Annotated in this window: 20 protein-coding genes; 9 read left to right on the top strand and 11 right to left on the bottom strand. The window is 67.1% G+C overall.

The window, feature by feature from the left end; all coding sequences use genetic code 11:
- Positions 1-80: 80 nt before the first annotated feature.
- Entirely contained in the window at positions 81-1,532 is a 1,452-nt protein-coding gene (locus tag Pcatena_RS05255; RefSeq protein WP_126422293.1) for a radical SAM protein, read from the top strand.
- Between the two features lie 256 nt (positions 1,533-1,788).
- On the top strand, positions 1,789-2,592 hold the full coding sequence (locus tag Pcatena_RS05250) for a 7beta-hydroxysteroid dehydrogenase (protein WP_126422291.1): 804 nt from the start codon (positions 1,789-1,791) through the stop codon (positions 2,590-2,592).
- A 109-nt stretch (positions 2,593-2,701) separates the two neighbouring features.
- On the opposite strand, the gene Pcatena_RS05245 is transcribed toward Pcatena_RS05250, so the two are convergent.
- Positions 2,702-3,073 (bottom strand): acylphosphatase, encoded by a 372-nt coding sequence (locus Pcatena_RS05245; RefSeq protein ID WP_126422289.1) that lies wholly within the window; start codon positions 3,071-3,073, stop codon positions 2,702-2,704.
- Positions 3,074-3,075: 2 nt separating this feature from the next.
- On the bottom strand, positions 3,076-4,308 hold the full coding sequence (locus tag Pcatena_RS05240; protein WP_126422287.1) for an iron-containing alcohol dehydrogenase: 1,233 nt from the start codon (positions 4,306-4,308) through the stop codon (positions 3,076-3,078).
- 89 nt (positions 4,309-4,397) lie between these two features.
- Here Pcatena_RS05240 and Pcatena_RS05235 point away from each other — a divergent pair, with 89 nt between their 5' ends.
- The 3 genes from Pcatena_RS05235 to map all read left to right on the top strand — a co-directional run bounded on the left by Pcatena_RS05235 (position 4,398) and on the right by map (position 6,821).
- Positions 4,398-4,715, top strand: a complete 318-nt coding sequence (locus tag Pcatena_RS05235) for a hypothetical protein (protein ID WP_126422285.1) — start codon at positions 4,398-4,400, stop codon at positions 4,713-4,715.
- A 172-nt stretch (positions 4,716-4,887) separates the two neighbouring features.
- Positions 4,888-5,760, top strand: a complete 873-nt coding sequence (locus Pcatena_RS05230) for a class II fructose-bisphosphate aldolase (protein ID WP_126422283.1) — start codon at positions 4,888-4,890, stop codon at positions 5,758-5,760.
- 176 nt (positions 5,761-5,936) lie between these two features.
- Positions 5,937-6,821, top strand: a complete 885-nt coding sequence (map, locus tag Pcatena_RS05225; RefSeq protein WP_126422281.1) for a type I methionyl aminopeptidase — start codon at positions 5,937-5,939, stop codon at positions 6,819-6,821.
- A gap of 116 nt (positions 6,822-6,937) precedes the next feature.
- On the opposite strand, the gene Pcatena_RS05220 is transcribed toward map, so the two are convergent.
- A complete protein-coding gene (locus Pcatena_RS05220) occupies positions 6,938-7,639 on the bottom strand; it encodes a hypothetical protein (RefSeq protein WP_126422279.1) in 702 nt (233 codons plus the stop codon).
- A 94-nt stretch (positions 7,640-7,733) separates the two neighbouring features.
- Here Pcatena_RS05220 and Pcatena_RS05215 point away from each other — a divergent pair, with 94 nt between their 5' ends.
- Entirely contained in the window at positions 7,734-8,321 is a 588-nt protein-coding gene (locus Pcatena_RS05215; protein WP_126422277.1) for an NUDIX hydrolase, read from the top strand.
- Between the two features lie 9 nt (positions 8,322-8,330).
- Here the strand turns inward: Pcatena_RS05215 and Pcatena_RS05210 are convergent, their stop codons facing one another.
- Both Pcatena_RS05210 and Pcatena_RS05205 read right to left on the bottom strand, forming a co-directional pair.
- Positions 8,331-8,870 (bottom strand): methylated-DNA--[protein]-cysteine S-methyltransferase, encoded by a 540-nt coding sequence (locus Pcatena_RS05210; protein WP_126422275.1) that lies wholly within the window; start codon positions 8,868-8,870, stop codon positions 8,331-8,333.
- Complete coding sequence (locus Pcatena_RS05205) at positions 8,867-9,586, bottom strand: DNA-3-methyladenine glycosylase family protein (RefSeq protein WP_126422273.1); 720 nt, start codon at positions 9,584-9,586, stop codon at positions 8,867-8,869. Before Pcatena_RS05205 ends, Pcatena_RS05210 begins: the two co-directional genes overlap by 4 nt.
- A gap of 134 nt (positions 9,587-9,720) precedes the next feature.
- Here Pcatena_RS05205 and Pcatena_RS05200 point away from each other — a divergent pair, with 134 nt between their 5' ends.
- Positions 9,721-10,353 carry a flavodoxin family protein gene (locus Pcatena_RS05200; protein ID WP_126422271.1) on the top strand — a complete coding sequence of 211 codons (633 nt, stop codon included), beginning with the start codon at positions 9,721-9,723 and terminating at the stop codon, positions 10,351-10,353.
- Positions 10,354-10,445: 92 nt separating this feature from the next.
- Here Pcatena_RS05200 and Pcatena_RS05195 read toward each other — a convergent pair whose 3' ends face one another.
- The 3 genes from Pcatena_RS05195 to Pcatena_RS05185 all read right to left on the bottom strand — a co-directional run bounded on the left by Pcatena_RS05195 (position 10,446) and on the right by Pcatena_RS05185 (position 13,227).
- Positions 10,446-11,591, bottom strand: a complete 1,146-nt coding sequence (locus Pcatena_RS05195; RefSeq protein WP_126422269.1) for an aldo/keto reductase — start codon at positions 11,589-11,591, stop codon at positions 10,446-10,448.
- A gap of 69 nt (positions 11,592-11,660) precedes the next feature.
- Positions 11,661-12,305, bottom strand: a complete 645-nt coding sequence (locus Pcatena_RS05190; protein WP_126422267.1) for a TetR family transcriptional regulator — start codon at positions 12,303-12,305, stop codon at positions 11,661-11,663.
- A gap of 64 nt (positions 12,306-12,369) precedes the next feature.
- Complete coding sequence (locus Pcatena_RS05185; RefSeq protein ID WP_126422265.1) at positions 12,370-13,227, bottom strand: LysR family transcriptional regulator; 858 nt, start codon at positions 13,225-13,227, stop codon at positions 12,370-12,372.
- Between the two features lie 162 nt (positions 13,228-13,389).
- On the opposite strand from Pcatena_RS05185, the gene Pcatena_RS05180 reads away from it, so the two are divergent.
- Positions 13,390-14,307, top strand: a complete 918-nt coding sequence (locus tag Pcatena_RS05180) for a DMT family transporter (RefSeq protein ID WP_126422263.1) — start codon at positions 13,390-13,392, stop codon at positions 14,305-14,307.
- 69 nt (positions 14,308-14,376) lie between these two features.
- Here the strand turns inward: Pcatena_RS05180 and Pcatena_RS05175 are convergent, their stop codons facing one another.
- Both Pcatena_RS05175 and Pcatena_RS05170 read right to left on the bottom strand, forming a co-directional pair.
- Positions 14,377-14,796 carry a peptide deformylase gene (locus Pcatena_RS05175; protein WP_126422261.1) on the bottom strand — a complete coding sequence of 140 codons (420 nt, stop codon included), beginning with the start codon at positions 14,794-14,796 and terminating at the stop codon, positions 14,377-14,379.
- Between the two features lie 84 nt (positions 14,797-14,880).
- Positions 14,881-16,281, bottom strand: a complete 1,401-nt coding sequence (locus Pcatena_RS05170) for an MATE family efflux transporter (protein WP_126422258.1) — start codon at positions 16,279-16,281, stop codon at positions 14,881-14,883.
- 166 nt (positions 16,282-16,447) lie between these two features.
- On the opposite strand from Pcatena_RS05170, the gene Pcatena_RS05165 reads away from it, so the two are divergent.
- A complete protein-coding gene (locus Pcatena_RS05165; RefSeq protein WP_126422256.1) occupies positions 16,448-18,946 on the top strand; it encodes an excinuclease ABC subunit UvrA in 2,499 nt (832 codons plus the stop codon).
- A 9-nt stretch (positions 18,947-18,955) separates the two neighbouring features.
- Here the strand turns inward: Pcatena_RS05165 and Pcatena_RS05160 are convergent, their stop codons facing one another.
- The gene (locus Pcatena_RS05160) at positions 18,956-19,897 is read right to left on the bottom strand and encodes a LysR family transcriptional regulator (RefSeq protein WP_172596383.1); all 942 of its coding nucleotides are present in this window, start codon (positions 19,895-19,897) and stop codon (positions 18,956-18,958) included.
- Between the last annotated feature and the right edge of the window lie 4 nt (positions 19,898-19,901).

The raw sequence follows: 19,901 nt of genomic DNA, 5'->3' as shown, positions 1-19,901 counted from the left end.
GCAGAGTTTACATAAGTTCAACGCCGTGAAGTCACGTCTCCGAGGGGAGCGTCACGGTGGAGGGCAAGGGAGAGGCAAGCATGGGACTCACTCAAGCCGCCGAGCGCGCGGCGCTCAACAAGCTCGTCGACTACCTCGACGAGAATCCCGAAGAGCACATCGACAAGATCATGGAGCTCGTCAACAAGCTCGTGCCGGACAGCGTGTTCCCCGTGCAGCGCAAGGCATTCACGGACGTCATCGCCAGCCGCGGCAACTGGTACGAGCTCATGATGCGCGTGTTCAGGCTGAACCCCCAGATGCGCACCAAGCTGCTGAAGGCCCTGCTCGTCGACGGCAACCTGCTGGCCTGGCCCGTCCAGGAGAGGGCGCGCGAGAAGTACCAGCGAAACATCCCCTGGGCGATCCTGCTGGACCCCACGAGCGCCTGCAACCTGCACTGCACCGGCTGCTGGGCCGCGGAGTACGGCCACCAGCAGAACCTGTCTCTCGAGGACATCGACTCAATCGTGACACAGGGCAAGGAGCTCGGCACCCACATGTACATCTACACGGGCGGCGAGCCGCTCGTGCGCAAGCATGACCTCATCAAGATCTGCGAGAGGCACCCGGACTGCGCGTTTCTCTGCTTCACGAACGCCACGCTCATCGACGAGGACTTCTGCCAGGACATGATCCGCGTGGGCAACTTCGTGCCGGCCATCTCGGCCGAGGGCAACGAGCACACCACCGACGCCCGCCGCGGTCAGGGCACCTACGTCAAGATCGAGCGCGCCATGGACCTTCTGCGCTCCCACCAGCTGCCCTTTGGCATCTCGTGCTGCTGGACGCGCGCCAACGCGGACACGGTGGCCACCGAGGAGAACATCGACTGGATGATCGAGAAGGGCGCCCTGTTCTGCTGGTACTTCCACTTCATGCCCGTGGGGCGCGCCGCCACCGCGGAGCTCATCCCCACGCCCGAGCAGCGCGAGAAGATGTACCACTTCATCCGCGAGATGCGCGAGAAGAAGCCCCTGTTCACGCTCGACTTCCAGAACGACGGCGAGTACGTGGGCGGCTGCATCGCCGGAGGTCGCCGCTACCTGCACATCAACGCCGCGGGCGACGTGGAGCCGTGCGTGTTCATCCACTACTCCAACGCCAACATCCACGACGTGAGCCTGCTCGACGCCCTGGGCAGCCCCATCTTCATGAAGTACTACGAGGGCCAGCCCTTCAACGGCAACCACCTCAAGCCCTGCCCCATGCTCGAGAACCCAGACACGCTGCCCAAGATGGTGGCCGAGAGCGGCGCTCGCTCCACCGACCTCGTGGAGCAGGAGAGCCCCGAGCAGCTGCGCGAGAAGACCGCTGCGGCAGCTGCGGCCTGGGCGCCCGTCGCCGACCGCCTGTGGGAGGACAGGGCCGACGCCATGTACGAGAAGCGCCACGGTGCGGACCACTCGCAGGGTATGGCCGCCTCCGACATGTCCAAGTTTGCCTCGCAGGGCCACGTGGGCTACATCGACGAGCCCACGGCCATGAAGTAGGCCCCACCGCGTGGAACCTGCCACATAGGTGAGCCCCCTGGGCCCGTCTCGCATGCTCGGGACGGGCCCCTTTGCTGAAAAGAGCCGAGTTTGCGACCCTTGTCAACCGTGCGCGGCACGATTGCCGCTCGCGGATGGGCTGGTGCCGCTCACGGACGCAGAAGGTCATACCTAAGCGGCCTGGGGTATCCCTGTGCACCGTGTGTCCATTCATTTGCCGCCCAGGGGCGGGCGGCCAACAGAAAAGGGGAGACCCATGACGAATCTGCGCGAGAAGTACGGCGAGTGGGGCGTTGTCCTCGGAGCCACCGAGGGCGTGGGCGAGGCCTTCTGCAAGAAGCTCGCCGAGGGCGGCATGAACCTCGTGATGGTGGGCCGCCGCGAGGAGCTTCTCAAGGAGAAGGGCGAGAAGTTCCACGAGGAGTACGGCGTGGACTACAAGGTCGTCCGTGCGGACCTGTCCTGCCCCGACGAGGCCTGCGAGGCGGTCTTCTCGGCCACTGAGGGCCTTGACATGGGCTTCATGAGCTACGTCGCCTGCCTGCACCACTTTGGCAAGTTCCAGCACACCTCGCTCGAGGACCACGAGAAGATGGTGAACGTCAACGTCATCAGCTTCCTGCGCATGTTCCACCACTTCATGACGATCTTTGCCGAGCAGGACCGCGGCGCGGTCATCAACGTCTCGTCCATGACGGGCATCTCGAGCTCCCCGTGGAACGCCGAGTACGGCGCCGGCAAGGCCTACATCCTCAAGCTCACCGAGGCCGTGGCCTGCGAGTGCGAGAAGACGGGCGTCGACGTCGAGGTCTGCACGCTGGGCACCACGCTCACGCCCACGGCCATCAAGAACTTCCCGAAGGGCCCGGTGGGCGAGAAGGTCGTCAAGCTCGCGCTCACGCCCGACGAGGTGGCCGACGAGGCGTTCGAGAAGCTCGGGAAGGAGTTCTCCATCATCACCGGCGAGCGCAACAAGAAGAGCGTCCACGACTGGAAGGCCAACCACACCGAGGACGAGTACATCCGCTACATGGGCTCGTTCTACGCCGACCAGGACTAGCGCCGGGGCGTAACGCCCGAGTGCTATGACGAGGGCCCGTCTCGCGTCGTGCGAGGCGGGCCCTTTTTTATGACGGGCGGTCGGAGAGGGAGCTGTCCCTCCGCCATGCCTACGCGCGGACCTCGAGGTCCGGGTGGGAGGAGGCGCCCGAGAGCGGCATGCGCTCGCACGAGGCAACCGAGAAGCCCAGACCCATGCGACGCAGGAACTCGTAGCTGCTGCGCGCGTCGGCGAACTGGTCGCGAAGGCCGGCGAGCACGCGGCAGACGGCGTGGCCCGTGCCCTGGAGCTCGGAGCTCACCGTGCCGTCGTCCTCGTTGCGCACCCAGCCGCCCACGCCCGCGGCCCGTGCGAGCGCCTGGGTGGTCCAGCGGAAGCCCACGCCCTGCACCGTGCCGCAGAAGGTGAGGGCAAGGCGCACGGGCTCGTCGATGTCCCAGCGTGCGATGACCTCGTCCACGTCCATGGCACCCGCGGCCATCGCTACAGCGCGCTCTCGTAGATCTTGCGGGCGTCGTCCATCGTGAGACGCTGGAGCTGGCCGAACTCGGCGCCCTTGTTGAGCTCGAGCGTCTCGAGCAGCGCCGGGATGTCGTCTGCCGTCACGCCCAGCTCGCCGAGCGTGCGAGGCATGCCCAGCGAGCAGAAGAACGCCTGAAGCTCGTCGATGGTGGCGAGAACGGCGTCCTCGACGGCCTCCTCGGGCGTCGCGTCGATGCAGTCCTCCACGACGTCGACTGGCTCGATGTCGAACACGCGGGCTCCCAGCGTGAGGAAGCGCTCGGGGTTCGAGCGCCACACGTAGCGCATCCATGCCGGCATGATGACGGCCAGGCCCGCGCCGTGGGCGACGCTGGGGTCGTGGGCGGACAGCTCGTGCTCCATGCCGTGGCTCTCCCAGCCGCCCGCGCGCCCACCGTTGACGCCGCGGCCGCAGCCGGCGAGGTCGTTGTGGGCAAGCGTCCCCGCCCACATGATGTTGGCACGCGCGTCATAGTCCTCGGGGTCCTCGATGGCGCGCGGGGCCATGTCAACGAGCGAGCGGATGAGGCCGCAGTCGAGCTCATCGGTCACTGGGACGGGACCGCTCGTGGAGAAGAAGCGCTCGAGGATGTGGGCGCAGATATCCGTGACGCCGGCGGCCGTCTGGTAGGCGGGCAGCGTGAAGGTGAGCTCGGGGTCCATGAGGGCCACGACGGGGCGGTTGAGCTCTGTGGACAGGCCCTTCTTGAGCAGCGTCTCGTCATTGGTGAGCACACTGGAGGCGCTGGCCTCAGACCCTGCGGCCGGGATGGTGAGCACGCAGGCCACGGGCAGCTTGCCGTCCGCGACGGGCGCCGCGGCATGGGTGTAGAGGTCCCAGACGTCTCCCTCGTAGGGCACGCCGAGCGCGATGCCCTTGGCCGTGTCGATGGCAGAGCCGCCGCCCACGGCCAGCACCACGTCTGCCGCGGCCTCGCGGGCGAGCGCGATGCCGTCCCGTGCGTGGGCGAGGCTCGGGTTTGGGCGGGCGCCGCCGAACTCGGTGTGCGCGACGCCGGCCGCGTCGAGCGAGGCGAGCACGCGCCCGAGCGTGCCCGTGCGCACGACCGACCCCTGGCCGTAGACGACCAGTGCGTGAGCGTAGCCGCGCGAGGCGAGCTCGGCGCCCGTGCGGGCCGTGACGCCGCGCCCGAACACGACCTGGGTGGGCATGGAGAAGCTGAAGTCGTTCATGCGGGTTCCTCTCGGCACGTAGGGTGACTTCATTGGTATGCTGGGAGCCATTGTAAGCGCGCGTGCGCGGGCGACGGAAAGGCAAATCGATGGGAGACACCGGAATCGGACGTGCGGTCGTGGCGGCACTTCTTGGCATGGGCGTTGCCGTTGCCGGTCCCTATGCGCTCACGGGCGTGGACGTCGCCTGGCAGCGAATCGTCCTGATGTCGCTTCTGCTCGCGTGCGTGGCGCTGCTCGTGGCGACCGTGGTGCTGTCGATGGTGGCCGAGATGTGCGCGCGCTCGTCCCGACCGTGCGCCGAGCGCGTGCTGCTGCTCGCGGACGCGTTTGTGATCGCGTCTGCCGGCGCCATGCTCGTTACGTGCGTCTTTGCGTTCGTGCTCGCCGTTACCAGGCTTGCCTGAGCGCGTCACGCGGGCTTCACATTGTGGCTGCGGCCACATGCCAAATGACCAGTGATGCGCAAACAACTTGCCCATCTAGCAGCAAATTTGCATAATACGTTCCGAGCAGGGCCGCCACGCGGCTATACTGTTCGCGGTTAGTGTTTGTCGCTTAATGCTATGGAGGTAAGACATGCTCGTTAACGCAACGCACATGCTCCAGTCCGCCGAGAAGGGCCACTACGGCCTCGGCGCGTTCAACACGAACAACATCGAGTGGACCTACGGCATCCTCACGGCTGCCGAGGAGCTCCAGAGCCCGCTTATCATCCAGTGCACCGCCGGTGCCGCCAAGTGGATGACCAGCTTCAAGCTGTGCCACGACGTCGTCGTCGACATGATGGACACCCTCAACATCACCGTGCCGGTTGCCCTTCACCTCGACCACGGCTCCTACGAGGACTGCTTCAAGGCCATCGAGGCCGGCTTCTCCTCCATCATGTATGACGGCAGCCACGAGAAGGACTTCCAGACCAACCTCGAGCACACGGCCGAGCTCGTGAAGCTCGCCCACTCCAAGGGCCTCTCCATCGAGGCCGAGGTTGGCGGCATCGGTGGCACCGAGGACGGCGTGACCTCCGCCGGCGAGCTCGCCGACCCCGAGCAGTGCAAGCAGATCGCCGACCTTGGCGTCGACTTCCTCGCCTGCGGCATCGGCAACATCCACGGCCTGTACCCGGCCGACTGGAAGGGCCTGTCCTTCGACCAGCTCGCGGCCATCAAGGCCAAGACGGGCGACCTGCCGCTCGTGCTCCACGGCGGCACCGGCATTCCCGTCGAGCAGGTCCAGAAGGCCGTCTCCATGGGCGTCTGCAAGGTCAACGTCAACACCGACCTTCAGGTCGTCTTCGCCCAGGGCGTGCGCGAGTACGTCGAGGCCGGCAAGGACAAGCAGGGCAAGGGCTATGACCCGCGCAAGATGCTGCTCCCGGGCCGCGACGCCATCGTCGAGCGCACCAAGGAGCTCATCCGCGAGTTCGGCTCCGACGGCAAGGCCTGGAACTAGGACTGTCGCTCGAGCGTCGCTTGTGTCTGAGCGTCTTGCCAGGGTCGTCCGCCACGTGCGGGCGGCCCTTTTTCTTACGCGGTTGAGTGGGGACAGTCCCCTTGTTGACTTTTGCAGGCCGCGCTTGGCGTCCGCGGCCGAAGTGCGATACTAGGAGCGACGAAAGGAAGTTAGCCATGTATGACAACGAACCTGTCCCTGGCCGCAACGAGCCGTGCTGGTGCGGCAGCGGCAAGAAGTACAAGAAGTGCCACGCGGCCATCGACGAGCGCCTCCAGGAGTGCTACCTCAATGGCCAGGAGGTGATCTATCGTCACCTGCTCAAGACGCCCGAGGACATCGAGGGCATCAAGCGCTCCGCGGCCATCAATGTCGGTGTGCTCGACATGGTGGCCGAGCGCATTGCCCCGGGCGTGACGACGGCCGAGGTGGACCAGTGGATCTATGACTATACCGTCGAGCATGGCGGTATCCCGGCCGACCTCAACTATGAGGGCTTCCCCAAGAGCGTCTGCACCTCTATCAACGACGTCGTGTGTCACGGCATCCCCAGCGAGCGAGATGTGCTGCGCGAGGGCGACATCGTGAACGTCGACTGCTCCACGATTCTTGACGGCTACTTCTCCGACTCCTCGCGCATGTTCTGCATCGGCGAGGTGTCGCCCGAGCGCAAGAAGCTCGTCGACGTCACGCGCGAGAGCATCCAGCGTGGCCTGACGCAGGTCAAGCCCTGGAACACGCTCGGTGACATGGCCCATGCCGTGCAGACCTACGTGGAGGAGAACGGCTTCAACGTGGTACGCGAGTTCGGTGGCCATGGCATTGGCAAGGAGTTCCACGAGGACCCGTTCGTGTCCCACGTGGGCGAGCCGGGCGAGGGCGTGGTGCTGGCTCCGGGCATGTGCTTCACGATCGAGCCGATGGTAAACGCCGGTGGCGCGGACATCGACATGAACGATCCCAACGGCTGGACGGTGCGCACGGCCGACGGCTCCGACTCGGCCCAGTGGGAGGTCCAGCTCGTCGTGACCGATACGGGCTACGAGCTGCTGAGCTGGTAGCTCGCGAGCGCAGCGTGTTTTTCGAGGGGCTTCCCGGCCTGGCTGGGAAGCCCCTCTCTTTGTCTGGGGTGCGATGGGTGGTCGGTGCCCAGAGGGCTACGCCCCCCTGGGGGCGCTTAGCCGGCGATGCTCTCCCAGTAGAGGTATGCGGCCTGGGCGGGGTCATCGCATCCGAGCCAGGTGAAGTAGTCCTCGGCGTCTGCCTCGTAGTCGTCGGGGTTGTCATAGTCGTTGGGGTCTGGGAGGTCCGGAGCACCGGACGACACGTCGTTTCTTGCGCCAGAGGCATCGAGGATGGGAAGGGCGTCGGCGTTGAGCGAGGTGCTCTCGGGCCAGTAGTTTGCGCCCTGGTTCCACCTGGAGACGTCGATGATCTCACCGTCTCGCACGACGGCCTCGAACACGCGCTCGCGCTTCTCGTTGCGCGAGCGCCAGTAGTAGGGCGTGCCGCCGTCGAGCAGGCCACCGTCGATGACGCCGCCCGTCTCGTCGGGCTCTCCGAGGTAGGTGCTGCCAATGAGGGTGGCAGACATGCCCTTCCAGGGCATCGCGTGCGCAACGGGAATGCCACGGGGGTTCGTCGTGGGGAGGTCCTCGGTCTGTGCGACCTCGGTGGTGGAGGGCTGCGTCACGGCGTCTATCCTTGCCTGGTTGTTAGCAAGCTGCCGCTGCTTCGTGGCGAGTTGGCTCTCTGCCAGCCTGATGTTCACGTAGGTGGGCGCCGGTTTTGGCTTCGGGGCCATGGCCAGGCTGCATGCGGAGATGGTGAGCGCGGCGATTGCGATGCCGAGAAGACCGAACGGCGTGCTGTGCCTCATGGTGTCCTCCAATCCTTGCGTCGAGTCTAGCGCCAGTTGCGGACAATATGTATCCTCGCAGGTAATGAGCACTGCAAGGCGAAAAGGAGACGGCATGGGACTTGCAGAGGACGTCATGGCGTACCAGCCCGTGAACGAACAGGAGCACGTGGACCGAGAGCTCATCCTGGGATGTCTCGCGCACGACCCGCACGTGGCGGACCGCAGCTCGCTCGCGCACCTCACGACGAGTGCCTGGACCGTGGATGCGGCGGGCGAGCGGGTGCTTCTGTGCTACCACAACATCTACGACTCATGGAGCTGGGTGGGCGGGCATGCGGACGGCGAGCTTGACCTTGCCGCCGTCGCGGCCCGCGAGCTCGCCGAGGAGACGGGCGTGACCCGCGCCCGCCTCGTGGACGCGGGTGCGGGCGGCATCGCCTCGCTCGAGGTGCTCACGGTGGACGGCCACGTGAAGCGAGGGCACTATGTGGGGTCTCACCTTCACCTCAACGTGACGTACCTGTTCGTGGCAGACCCCTCGCTGGCCCTGCGCAAAAAGCCGGACGAGAACAGCGGCGTGCGCTGGGTTGCGCTCGATGAGATCTTCGCCCTCTCGAGCGAGCCCTGGATGTGCGAGCGCGTGTACGAGAAGCTTATCGCCAGGACGCGCGAGCTCCGCGACGCGGGCCTGCTGGGCTGAGGCGAGCCCCTAGAGCGCCGTGCCGCGTGTGGGGACCGTGAGCCCCGTGAGGGCAACGCCCTCGTGCTCGAGAAGGGCCACCTTGGCCTTGATGCCCCCGCCAAACCCCGTGAGGCTTCCGTCCGCGCCCACGACGCGATGGCAGGGGACGATGATGCCGATGGGGTTGGCACCCACCGCGCCGCCGACCGCGCGCGGCGACGTTCTGGAGCCGCGCATGTCCGAGACGCGCCTCGCCACCCAGCCGTAGGTGACCGTCTGCCCGTAGGGGATGGTGAGAAGCGCCTCCCAGACGGCCTGTTGGAACGTCGTGCCGCGCGGTGCGAGACAAAGCCGTGTGGGGTCTGGCGCCTCGCCCGCGAAGTATCGGTCAAGCCAGGAGCGGGCCTGGCAGAAGACGGGCGCCTGGTCGCTGCGCTCGGCGCCGTCCCAGCAAAACTTGGCGGCGTCCCTGCCGGACGTGAACTGGCAGGCGCACAGGCTCGTGCCGTCCTCGCTCCCAAGCACGAGCGGAGCGATGAGGGTGGGCTCGTACGTCGAGTACATCATTTGCTCGATTCCTTCCTCCTTGCCTTGTCACGTGAGCGCCTGCGTGCCTTTCTCTGCGCATCCGTGAGCGGGGCGTAGTCCTTCTCGAACCCTGGGAACTGGCCACCGGCGATGGCCCACAGATACAGGCTCGCAACGCTTCCATACGGGCTGTACCTGCGTCGATAGCGCTCGAATTGCTCGCGGGTGACCTTGCGGTGGTGATAGACCATGCGCATGCCGCGCTGGATTGCCAGGTCGTCGAAGCTCAGGACGTCTGGCCGTTCAAGGCAGAAGAGCAGAAGCATCTCTGCCGTCCAGACACCGACGCCCCTAAGCGAGCAGAGCGCCGTTATGGCATCGGCGTCGTCCATGCGCTCCACGGCCGCGAGGTCGAGCTCATGGCGGTTGACCTTCCTTGCGAAGTCCTTGATGTACTCGGCCTTCTTGAACGTCATGCCGCATGACTGCAGCTCCTCGGCGCTCGCTCGGTCTACGCGCTCGGGGCATACGCTTCCGAGCGACGCGCGAAGCCGCTCCCATACCGTGCGCTGAGCCGCGTTCGAGATCTGCTGCCCCACGATGTGGTGGATGACGGCGGAGAAGAGGTCCTCGTCAGTCTCTCTAAGTATGTGGCCGCACGTCTCCTCCACGGCCGCAATCGCCCGGCCCAGCCGTCTGTCTCTTGAGGAGAGATAGTCCGTGGCCTCGCTCGTGTAGCTGAAGTACGTGGGCATCGTGGTCTCCGTCCGATCGCCTGCGGCCTATATCATACATATGTTCGATTCTGCTGCAACGGAAATCGTGCGCCGGGTATACTCGACACAACCAAAGGCGCCGCCGGGGAGCGGCGCGAGGAGAGGAGTCTCGCATGAAGGTCATGCTCGTGAACGGTAGCCCGCACAAGTATGGGTGCACGAACCGCGCGCTCGAGGAGGTTGCCCGCGCGCTCGAGGCGGACGGCGTGGAGGCGGAGATCTTCTGGATTGGCGCCGAGCCGCAGGGCGGCTGCGTGGCGTGCGGCGCCTGCGGCAAGACGGGGGATTGCGCGTTCGGGGAGGTTGTGAACGAGTTCAGGGCAAGGGCCGCCGAGGCCGACGGCTTCGTGTTCGGTGCCCCCGTGCACTATGCCCACGCCGCGTCCTCGCTGCTGGGGTTCATGGACCGTCTGTTCTACTCGAACGGGCGCGCCGGCAGGCCCAACGTGCTTGCGCACAAGCCCGCGGCGGCGGTGGCGAGCGCGCGCCGTGCGGGCACCACGGCATCGCTCGATGACATCAACAAGTTCTTCACCATCTCGCAGATGCCCATCGTGAGCTCGTTCTACTGGAACAACGTCCATGGGGCCACCCCGGCCGACGTCGAGCGGGACGAGGAGGGCCTGTCCGTCATGCGCCAGTTGGGCCACAACATGGCCTGGATGCTCAAGTGCATCGAGGCGGGTCGTGCGGCGGGCGTCGAGCCCGTGGCCGAGCCGCGTGCCTGGACGAACTTCATCCGCTAGCGACTTTGCGCTTCATGGGAAGGCGCGTCCGGGGCACCTGGCCGCGGATGCGCCGATGGTGACGCTCGCTATGGTCGTGCGCAGAGATCGGCCTACCTGGCAGGCCCGAACACCTCGACGGAGCGCGCGAGCTCCTCTCGGATCTTGATGCGCTGCGGGCATGCCTGCTCGCACTTGCCGCAGCGCAGGCAGTCGTCCGCGGGCAGGTGCCCGTGCTTCTCGACCTGCCAGGAGCGTTCCTTCTTGGCGATCTCGAGGTTGTCGTAGAGCGTGAGCATGTTCATGGCCGTGAAGGTGCCGGAGATTCCGATGTCCTTGGGGCACACCTTGGCGCAGTAGTTGCAGCGCGTGCAGGGGATGAGGGGAATCTTGGCAAGCTCGGCGCGCGCCTCGTCGAGCGTCGTGCGCTGCTCGTCCGTGAGTCCCTCGAACGTCGCCATGCTGGAGAGGTTGTCGCGCATCTGCTCCACGTTGCTCATGCCGGAGAGCACCGTGATGACGCCCGGCAGGCTCGCGGCGAAGCGGACGGCCCAGCTGGCGGCGCTGGAGCCCGGCTCGGCCTGGGTGAGGACGCGGGCAACCTGCTCGGGCGGGTTCGCGAGCATGCCGCCCTTGACGGGCTCCATGATGACGACGGGCTTGTGGTGCGCCCTGGCCACCTCGTAGCAGCGCCGGCTCTGCACGGCCGGGTTGTCCCAGTCCGCGTAGTTGATCTGGAGCTGTACGAACTCCATCTCTGGGTGGGCGCTCAGCAGCTCGTCGAGCTCCTCGGGCGTGGAGTGGAACGAGAAGCCAGCGTGCTTGATGAGACCCTGCTCCCTCTTCTCGGCGATCCAGTCCCACATGCCCCACTGGTCAAAGAAGTGCGTCCTGAACTCGCCGAGGTTGTGAAGGAGGTAGAAGTCGAAGTAGCCTGCGCCCGTCTTCCTGAGCGAGGTCTCGAGCTGGGCCACGGCGTCCTCGCGGCTCTCGCAGCCAATCCAGGGAGTAGCCTTGGTGGCCAGCTGGAAGCTCTCGCGCGGGTAGCGCTCGACGAGCGCCTCGCGGATGGCCTCCTCGCTTCCCGCATAGGCCCAGGCGGTGTCGAAGTAGGTGAATCCGGCGTCCATGAACAGGTCGACCATCTGCTTCGTCTGCTCGATGTCGATGGCCTCGCCCGCTCTGGGCAGGCGCATGAGGCCAAATCCCAGCCTCTTGATGCCCGTGGCGCCGTCCTCGTTGATGTCATAGCTTGCCATGAGTGTTCCTCTCTGGTTGGCGCGTCCCCGCGCGCCCACATGTCTTGGCCAGGCTCTCGTCCCCGGTCGCTATTTTGCCCGGTACCACGTGAGGCACATGAGGACGAACTCCTCTATCTGCGCCTCGAAGTCCACGTGCGCGGGCTCGATGCCCAGCCTTGCTACGGCCTGCGCCACGAGCGGGTTGTTCAGGCATGACCCGGCAAGGCCCACGGCGTGGTGATAGACCGTGTTCACGAGTTGCTCGACGAGCTCCTCGCGCACGCCCAGACCACGTGACAGTCGCTCGCGAACCTCGGGAAGCTGAGCGTAGTAGCCCCGCTTGAACTGCTCGAGCTTGTCGACGGTGACGTTCGTCTCGATGACGGTGTAGAGCAGGTCCCCATAGCGAAAGTACGTGCGATGCCGCCCTGCGACCTGCGCCCAGACACGTGCCGCCGTGCTCGCGTCAAGCGCGCGTGGCGTGCCGAGCGCATCGACGAGGTCTGCCGTGTAGGCGTCTCGCAGGTCTGCCATGACGAGGAGGAATATCTCCTCCTTCGTGGAGACGTACTTGTACAGGTTGGCGCGAGACCAGCCGAGCTCCCCGGCAATCGTGGTGAGCGTGATCTGGTGGTAGGGCCGCGCATCGAACTGCCTGCGGGCGGCGCCCTTTATCTCGCCCATGCGCTGGCGCTTCTGCTCGGCGCTCCTCGCGCGTTTGAACTCTGCCATGTGGCGGGCCCCTTAAGGTAACGGTTTGTTGCTTATGGTAACGCGCCGCCATGGGCCGCGTGGCTCACGCGGCCCGGCCCAGAAACTCGATGAACGCGTCGGCGAGCGAGGTGGGGCGCCTGCCGCGCGGGGTGGCGATGCCGATGACGCGGCACGCGGGCGGGTCAAGCGGTCGCGTCGTGAGCTCGATGCCGCAGCTCTCGATGATGAGACGGGGCATGACGGACACGCCGAAGCCTCCGTTTACCATCGCGAGCGTGGAGAGGTCGTCGTTGAGGACGTAGCGAATCTCGACCTCGTGGCGCTCGAGGTCAAGCACCTGGCGGATGTCGTTGTCCGAGCCCCGCTGCGGCATGATGATCGGGCACGCGCGGATGTCGTCGAGCGTGACGGCGTCCTTGCCCGCGAGCGGGTGGCTTGGCGGCAGCACGGCGAGCATCGGGTCCTCGCAGAGGGGACGGAACTCGAGTGCGGGCGAGACAGGCAGGCTGAGAAAGCCACAGTCAATCCGTCCCTCGAGGAGACGGTCGGTAATCTCGTCGTAGTCACCGGTCCAGATCTCGAACTTGGCCTGGGGGTGGAGGCGCTGAAACTCGCTCACGATGCGCGGCAGCCACTTGGTGGAGACGCTCGTGAAGCTCCCGAGCCGCAGCGTCCCCTCCACCGTGCCGCGTATGGCGCTCATGGCCTGCTCGAGGGCGTGGCTCGCGTTGACGAGCTCGCGTGCCGGCTCGAGGAGCGCTCGGCCCTCCGGCGTGAGCGTCATGCCGTCCGAGCCGCGTATGAACAGCGGAAACCCCGCCTGGCGCTCGAGCTTGGCGATGGCGTGGCTCGCGCCGGTCTGGGTGTAGCCGAGTGCGGCCGCGGCCTTCGTGACGCTGCCGAGGTCGGCGACCTTGAGGAATATGTCGTAGCTGCTCATCGCGTCTCCTGCTTCAATGGGCGTGGTTGTCCCATGGTAGTACAAACGTGCATGCAAACCATGCGATTCAGTCTGTTTATGTATGCCTTGGCTCCCTGTATACCTAGATGGGCAGAGACCGGCGGCGCCTGCGTGCGCCGCACATGACGCAAGGGAGCGGGGATGGCTCAGCGACAGGGCAAGGGACTTGGGCGTGGCGCGGCAGACGCGCTGCTCGCCGTCATCGCGTGCGCCTGGGGCAGCTCGTACCTTCTCATGAAGGTGGGGACGGGCGCCGTTCCGCCGTTCTCGCTCATCGCCCTGCGCTTTGGCATCGCGTTCGTGGTCGTTGCGGCCATCTTCTCGCGCCGCCTTGCCAAGACGCGCGTCTCCACGCTCGTGCGCGCGGCTGTCCTCGGTGCGCTCATGTTCGCGCTGTTCGGCTTTCTCATGACCGGCATCGTGCAGACGAGCGCCTCGAACGCCGGCTTTCTCACGAGCCTGGCCGTGGTGTTCGTGCCCGTCATCAACGCCGTGGTGCGCCGGCGCGCGCCTGGCGCCCGCATGACGGCCGGCGTCGCCGTGACGCTCCTGGGCATCGCGCTGCTGAGCCTTCACGGCTCTCTCACGCTGAGTCCGGGTGACGCCCTGTGCGTCATGGGCTCCATCTTCTATGCCCTGTTCATCGTGGCGACCGACCGTCTCTCCGCCAAGGAGGACCCGCTGCTGCTGGGCGTGTGGCAGCTGGGATTCGCGGCGCTCTTTGGCCTGGTGGCCACGAACCTATTCGAGGCGCCCGCGCTGCCCGCCGACCCCGTCCACTGGGGCGCCGTGCTGGGGCTTGCGCTCGTGTGCAGCGCGTTTGGCTTCGTGGCCCAGCCCGTGGCCCAGCGCGCCACCACGGCCGAGCACGCCGCGCTGCTCTTTGCGCTCGAGCCCGTGTCGAGCGCCGTCCTCGCGTTCGTCTTCCTGGGCGAGACGCTCGACGCCCGCGGCATGCTGGGCGCCGTTCTCGTCATTGCGGGCGTGCTTGTGGCGTCGCTGCCCGCGCGCCGTCGCAGCGCCATCAGCCCGAGTCCCGAGACGGGCGTGCGCGCCTAAGAGACGGCAAGACTCGCAGAAGACGGCCTGCAAGGGCAGTCCCCCCTACAGGCTTTTTATGCTCGCAAGCTAGATGAGGATGCCGTTCGTGTGGTCAACCTCGTGCTGGATGATCTGGGCCATGTAGCCCGAGAAGCTCCCCGTTCGCTCGTGTCCACGCTCGTCGAGGTAGCGCACGCGGATGGTCCGGAAGCGAGTGCAGGGTCGCGTGCCGGGAAGCGACAGGCAGCCCTCCTCGGTCTCGTAGGCGCCCGTGCCCTCGAGGACCTCGGGGTTGTACATGAGCAGCGACCGCGTGCCCTCCACGGCGACGATGATGCGCTTGCGCACGCCAATCATGTTCGCGGCCATGCCCACGCACTCGTGCCTGTGCGCCTCGAGCGTGTCGAGGAGGTCTTGTCCCACCTGCGCGTCCAAGGCGTCCGTTGGGTCTGCGTCCTCGCCGGGCGCGCGGAGCATGAGCGGGCTGGTCACGATTGGTTTGATCACGGGTGGGCCTTTCTCGAGCGTGTGGGTTCTCGCACCAGCATAGCCGCCGGCAATACGCAAAGGGGGCTCGCCCTACCGCGGGCCCTACGCCGCGCTCGTGCGCTGGGCGTAGACCTTGCTCGGACGGATGACCATGAGGGCGGCAAACACCAGCAGCGTGGTGCATCCCAGGCTGATGGGGTAGATGGCCAGCAGCGTGAGGAACGTCGGCGAGGCGGGGAACACCACGCTCACCCAGAAGAAGCGCCAGCCGCACACACTCAACGCCGTGATGATGGCCGGGGGCAGCGAGATGCCGAATCCTCGCAGGTATCCGCTCATGTTCTCGTAGGCCATGCTGAACATGTAGGACGGGAACAGGACGCAGATGCGCAGGTATCCCAGCGACACGACCGTGGGGTCTGGGTTGAACGCCGCCACGATCTGGTGCCCCAGCCCAAGCAGGATGGCGAGCATGACGAGCTGCGCCACCTCGGCCTCGGCGAGCGAGACGAGCAGCACGCGCTTGCAGCGCCTCACGTTTCCCGCGCCAAAGTTCTGGCCCACGAAGGTGGTGCACGCCTGGCTGAACGAGTTCAGCAGGTTGTACACGACGTACTCGAGCGAGATGACGGCCGAGCTCGCCGCCATGACCTCGGTGCCCAGGCTGTTGATGCACGCCTGGATGACGATGTTGGCAAGCGAGAACACGGCGCTCTGCAGCCCGGCGGGAAGGCCAATCCTCACCACGCGTGCGAGCACCGCGCGGTCGATGCCCAGCTCGCGCGGGTTCAGCCTGATCGGTGCGTCGATGCGCGTGAGGCGGACGAACAGGATGAGCGCGCTCACCGTGTAACTGATCGCCGTCGCGGCCGCGGCGCCTGCCACGCCCCAGCCCATCACGGGAATGAACAGCCACACGAGCGCCACGTTGAGCAGCGAGGAGAGCGCGAGCGCCTGGAGCGGCATCTTGGTGATGCCGACGCTGCGAAAGATGGCCGCCTCGAAGTTGTAGAGCAGGATGGAGGGCATGCCAAGCAGGTAGACGCGCAGGAAGGCGAGCGCCTGGCCCAGGTTCTCCGCGGGCACGCTCAGCAGGTGGAGCAGGGGCTCGGCGATGAGCTCGCCCACCACGGTGACGGCGATGCCCACCACGGCGAAGGTGACGGAGCTGTGCACGGCCTTGTGGACGGTGCGCTCGTCGCCCGAGCCGATGGCGTTGGCGATGACGACGTTCGTGCCGAGCGCGATGCCGATGAACAGGTTGAGCAGAAGGCTCGTGATGGGGGTGTTCGATCCCACGGCCGCCATGGCGGCGGGCCCCGCCTCGCCGGAGAGGTGCCCCACCATCATCGTGTCGATGAGTGAGCTCATCTGCTCGAGGATGCCCGTGAGCGCCACGGGAAGCGCAAAGGCGGGAATCGCCCTCCAGAGCGAGCCGGAGAGCATGTCGAGCCCCCGCCTGTCGCCCCGTGCCCTCGCCGTGCCGCCTGCGGCCTCCGCCATGCTGTGCTCCCATCGCCCGATTCCAACGCAGCCTAGCCTAGTGACGTTGCGTGGGCCCGGCGGCCTGAATCGCGATAGTTCATCGTATCGTCGCACGGGCCTTGCCACAGGCCCGCGCGCTATAGTCTCAGGCTGAGAGGGACGAGAAGGCCAGGAGGAGCACGCAATGACGAGGAGCACGGAGCTGCCGAGCCGCATCGAGGTGCGCGGGGCGCGCGTCCACAACCTGCATGACGTCGACGTCGACATCCCACTGGGGCAGGTCGTGGGCATCGCGGGCGTCTCGGGCTCGGGCAAGAGCTCGCTTGCCCTGGGCGTGCTGTACGCGGAGGGCTCGAGGCGCTACCTCGAGGCGCTCTCAACCTACACGCGCCGCCGCCTCACCCAGGCGGGCCGGGCGAGCGTCGACGAGGTCCGCTACGTGCCCGCGGCGCTGGCCCTTCACCAGCGTCCGAGCGTGCCGGGCGTGCGCTCGACGTTTGGCACCATGACCGAGCTGCTCAACAGCGTGCGCCTGCTGTTCAGTCGCTGCGCGAGCCACGCGTGCCCGCGCTGCGGGGCCTACGTGTCGGCGAGCATCAACGTGGCCGCGGGCCTTGCGCTCACGTGCCCGGAGTGCGGCGAGACCTTCTGGGCGCCCAGCGCCGAGGAGCTTGCGTTCAACTCCGGCGGTGCGTGCCCCACCTGCGCGGGCACGGGCATCGTGCGCGAGGTGGACCGCGCCGCGCTCGTGCCCGACGAGTCGCTCACGATCGACGAGGGCGCCGTCAAGCCCTGGGGCAGCCTCATGTGGGACCTCATGAAACAGGTCTGCGGCGCCATGGGCGTGCGCACGAATGTGCCGTTTCGCGAGCTCACGGACGCGGAGCGAGACATCGTGTTCAACGGCCCGGCCGAGAAGCGCCACATCCTGTACAAGGCCAAGAAGGGCGACAACTTCGCCGAGCTCGACTTCACCTACTTCAACGCCGTGCGCACCGTGGAGAATGCCCTCGAGAAGGCAAAGGACGAGAAGGGCTTCGCGCGCGTGGCAAAGTACCTGCGCGAGGGTCCGTGCCCGGACTGCGGCGGCACGCGACTGTCCGCCCGCGCCCGCGCGCCGCGCATCGGCGACGTGGGGCTCGCAGACGCCGCGGCGATGACCCTTGACGAGCTCGTGGAGTGGGTGGCCGGCGTGCCCGCGTCCATGCCGCCCGAGATGCGGGAGATGGCAGGAAACATCTGCGAGTCCTTTCTCGACTCGGCGCGGCGGCTGCTCGAGCTTGGCCTGGGCTACCTGTCGCTTGACCGCGCTGGCTCCACGCTCTCCACGGGCGAGCGCCAGCGCGTGCAGCTCGCCCGCGCCGTGCGCAACCGCACCACGGGCGTGCTCTATGTGCTCGACGAGCCGTCCATTGGCTTGCACCCGGCAAACGTGGACGGGCTGCTCGGCGTCATGGACGACCTTGTGGCAGACGGCAACTCCGTCGTGGTGGTAGACCATGACACGCGCGTGCTGGCAGCCTGCGACCACCTCGTTGAGATGGGTCCGGAGGCGGGCGAGGCGGGCGGGCGCGTCATCGCCCAGGGCACGCCCGGCCAGGTGGGCGCTGCCGCAACGAGCCGTATCGCCCCATACCTGTCGGGCGCCGCGTCCGTTCGCGTGCGCCCGGGCGTCGCAGCGGGCGAGCTGTTCGACCTCGGCCGTATCCACCTGGAGACGGGTGCGCTGCACACGGTGAGGCCGCTGTCCGTGGACATCCCACGCGGCAGGCTCGTGGCGGTGACGGGCGTCTCGGGCTCGGGCAAGACGACGCTCGTGCTCGAGGAGCTCCTGCCCGCGCTCAAGGCGGCTGCGGCTGGCGAGGCGATGCCTGCCCACGTGCGCTGCGTGGACGCCGAGGGCATCGCGCGGGCGAGCCTCATCGACGCCACGCCGATCGGCGCGAACGTGCGCTCCACCGTGGCCACCTATGCGGGCGTCCATGACGAGCTGCGCCGCGCCTTCGCGAGGACCGAGGAGGCGAGGGCGGCCGGCTACAGGGCGGGCGACTTCTCGTACAACACGGGGCGCCTCCGCTGCCCCACGTGCGACGGCACTGGCTCCATATCGCTTGACGTGCAGTTCCTGCCCGACGTGGACATCGAGTGCCCGAGCTGCCGCGGCTCGCGCTACGCCGCGGCGGCAGGCGAGGTCCGCCGCGTCTGCAAGGATGGCTCAGAGCTCACGCTGCCCCAGCTCATGGCTATGAGCGTCGACGAGGCGCTCGACGCGTGCGCGGGGCTCAGGAAGGTGTGCACGCGCCTGCAGACCCTGTCGGACCTTGGCCTTGGCTACCTCACGCTTGGCGAGCCCACGCCCTCGCTCTCCGGTGGGGAGGCCCAGCGCCTCAAGCTCGCAAGCGAGATGGGGCGTGCGCAGGACGACGCCGTGTTCGTGTTCGACGAGCCCACGATCGGCCTTCACCCGCGTGACGTCGAGGTGCTCCTCGGCGTGCTGGGGAGCCTCGTGGACGCTGGGGCCACGGTGGTGGTCATCGAGCACGACCTCGACCTGATCAGGAACGCCGACTACGTCATCGACATGGGGCCGGGAGGCGGCGCGGCGGGTGGCAGCGTCGTGTGCGCCGGCACGCCGGCCCAGGTGGCCGCGTGCGGGGGCAGCGTGACGGGACGCTACCTGTAGCGATGGCGCCTACCCCTGGGCTATCGCCTCGACGCTCGCCGCGTGACCCGTGGCGATGCGGACGAACTCGTCCACGACCGGCCAGCGGTAGCCGCCGGCCGGCAGCGCGTAGCTGATGGCGTAGGAGGCGTCTGGTCCCAAGTCGTATGAGATGAGGTCTCGCTTCTGCTCGGGCGTCCCCGTGTCGTTGAGCAGGTCGAGCGGGCAGATGCAGACGCCGACGCTCCTGAGCGCCAGCGACAGCAGCGTGGCCATGTTGCGCGAGAAGGCCTTGACGCGAGGCCTGAAGCCGGCGCGCTCGAGGATCCTGAGGCCCTGCTTGCCTGATATGTCCTCCGGCGGGCTCAGGACGAAGGGGCACTCCGCGAGAGGGGAGACGTCGCCGCGTGAGAGCGGGCCGGCGAGGCCCTTGACGTCGAGCCCGCACCCCTCGAGTAGCTCGCGCGTGGCGAGCAGCACCATGTGTTCGTCAAAGAGGGGGTGCGCCTCGATGAGGGGCTCGCTTCCGGAGAAGACGCCGATGACAAGGTCGAGCCTGCGAGCCGCAAGACTGGCCGCGAGGGCCTCGTTCGTGTCCTCGCGAAGGTCGACCGTCACGTTTGGGTACAGCTCGCAGAATCGCTCGATGACGCCGGGGAGCAGCGTCCGGCCGCGCGTGAAGGAGATGCCCACGCGAAGCGTGCCGTGCTGTAGGGTGCTTGGGCCGCCGAGCTCGCGGCGCAGGTCCGAGAGGCCTCGCTCGAAGCGCCTCGCGTAGGACAGGAACGTCTCGCCCTCGTGGGTGAGGCGAAGCGGCGTGGAGCGCACGACGAGCCTCGCTCCCAGCTCGCGCTCCACACCGGCAATGTGGGCCGAGAGGGTCTGCTGCGTCACGTGCAGCTGCTCGGCCGCCTTCGTGAAGCTCCTCTGCTCGGCGATGGCGCGGAAGTACTCCATGGTCTGGAAGTTCATGCTC

It is taken from the genome of Parolsenella catena (assembly GCF_003966955.1).
GTDB lineage: Bacteria > Actinomycetota > Coriobacteriia > Coriobacteriales > Atopobiaceae > Parolsenella > Parolsenella catena.
This window is presented reverse-complemented; position numbering and strand designations above follow the sequence as displayed.

Coding starts and splice junctions, on each gene's coding strand:
- Pcatena_RS05170 (WP_126422258.1), bottom strand. CDS start 16,281: ATGGCGGAGGCCGCAGGCGGCACGGCGAGGGCACGGGGCGACAGGCGG.
- Pcatena_RS05185 (WP_126422265.1), bottom strand. CDS start 13,227: ATGAGCAGCTACGACATATTCCTCAAGGTCGCCGACCTCGGCAGCGTC.
- Pcatena_RS05250 (WP_126422291.1), top strand. CDS start 1,789: ATGACGAATCTGCGCGAGAAGTACGGCGAGTGGGGCGTTGTCCTCGGA.
- map (WP_126422281.1), top strand. CDS start 5,937: ATGTATGACAACGAACCTGTCCCTGGCCGCAACGAGCCGTGCTGGTGC.
- Pcatena_RS05230 (WP_126422283.1), top strand. CDS start 4,888: ATGCTCGTTAACGCAACGCACATGCTCCAGTCCGCCGAGAAGGGCCAC.
- Pcatena_RS05165 (WP_126422256.1), top strand. CDS start 16,448: ATGACGAGGAGCACGGAGCTGCCGAGCCGCATCGAGGTGCGCGGGGCG.
- Pcatena_RS05210 (WP_126422275.1), bottom strand. CDS start 8,870: ATGATGTACTCGACGTACGAGCCCACCCTCATCGCTCCGCTCGTGCTT.
- Pcatena_RS05195 (WP_126422269.1), bottom strand. CDS start 11,591: ATGGCAAGCTATGACATCAACGAGGACGGCGCCACGGGCATCAAGAGG.
- Pcatena_RS05255 (WP_126422293.1), top strand. CDS start 81: ATGGGACTCACTCAAGCCGCCGAGCGCGCGGCGCTCAACAAGCTCGTC.
- Pcatena_RS05220 (WP_126422279.1), bottom strand. CDS start 7,639: ATGAGGCACAGCACGCCGTTCGGTCTTCTCGGCATCGCAATCGCCGCG.
- Pcatena_RS05215 (WP_126422277.1), top strand. CDS start 7,734: ATGGGACTTGCAGAGGACGTCATGGCGTACCAGCCCGTGAACGAACAG.
- Pcatena_RS05245 (WP_126422289.1), bottom strand. CDS start 3,073: ATGGCCGCGGGTGCCATGGACGTGGACGAGGTCATCGCACGCTGGGAC.
- Pcatena_RS05240 (WP_126422287.1), bottom strand. CDS start 4,308: ATGAACGACTTCAGCTTCTCCATGCCCACCCAGGTCGTGTTCGGGCGC.
- Pcatena_RS05160 (WP_172596383.1), bottom strand. CDS start 19,897: ATGAACTTCCAGACCATGGAGTACTTCCGCGCCATCGCCGAGCAGAGG.
- Pcatena_RS05200 (WP_126422271.1), top strand. CDS start 9,721: ATGAAGGTCATGCTCGTGAACGGTAGCCCGCACAAGTATGGGTGCACG.
- Pcatena_RS05180 (WP_126422263.1), top strand. CDS start 13,390: ATGGCTCAGCGACAGGGCAAGGGACTTGGGCGTGGCGCGGCAGACGCG.
- Pcatena_RS05235 (WP_126422285.1), top strand. CDS start 4,398: ATGGGAGACACCGGAATCGGACGTGCGGTCGTGGCGGCACTTCTTGGC.
- Pcatena_RS05205 (WP_126422273.1), bottom strand. CDS start 9,586: ATGCCCACGTACTTCAGCTACACGAGCGAGGCCACGGACTATCTCTCC.
- Pcatena_RS05190 (WP_126422267.1), bottom strand. CDS start 12,305: ATGGCAGAGTTCAAACGCGCGAGGAGCGCCGAGCAGAAGCGCCAGCGC.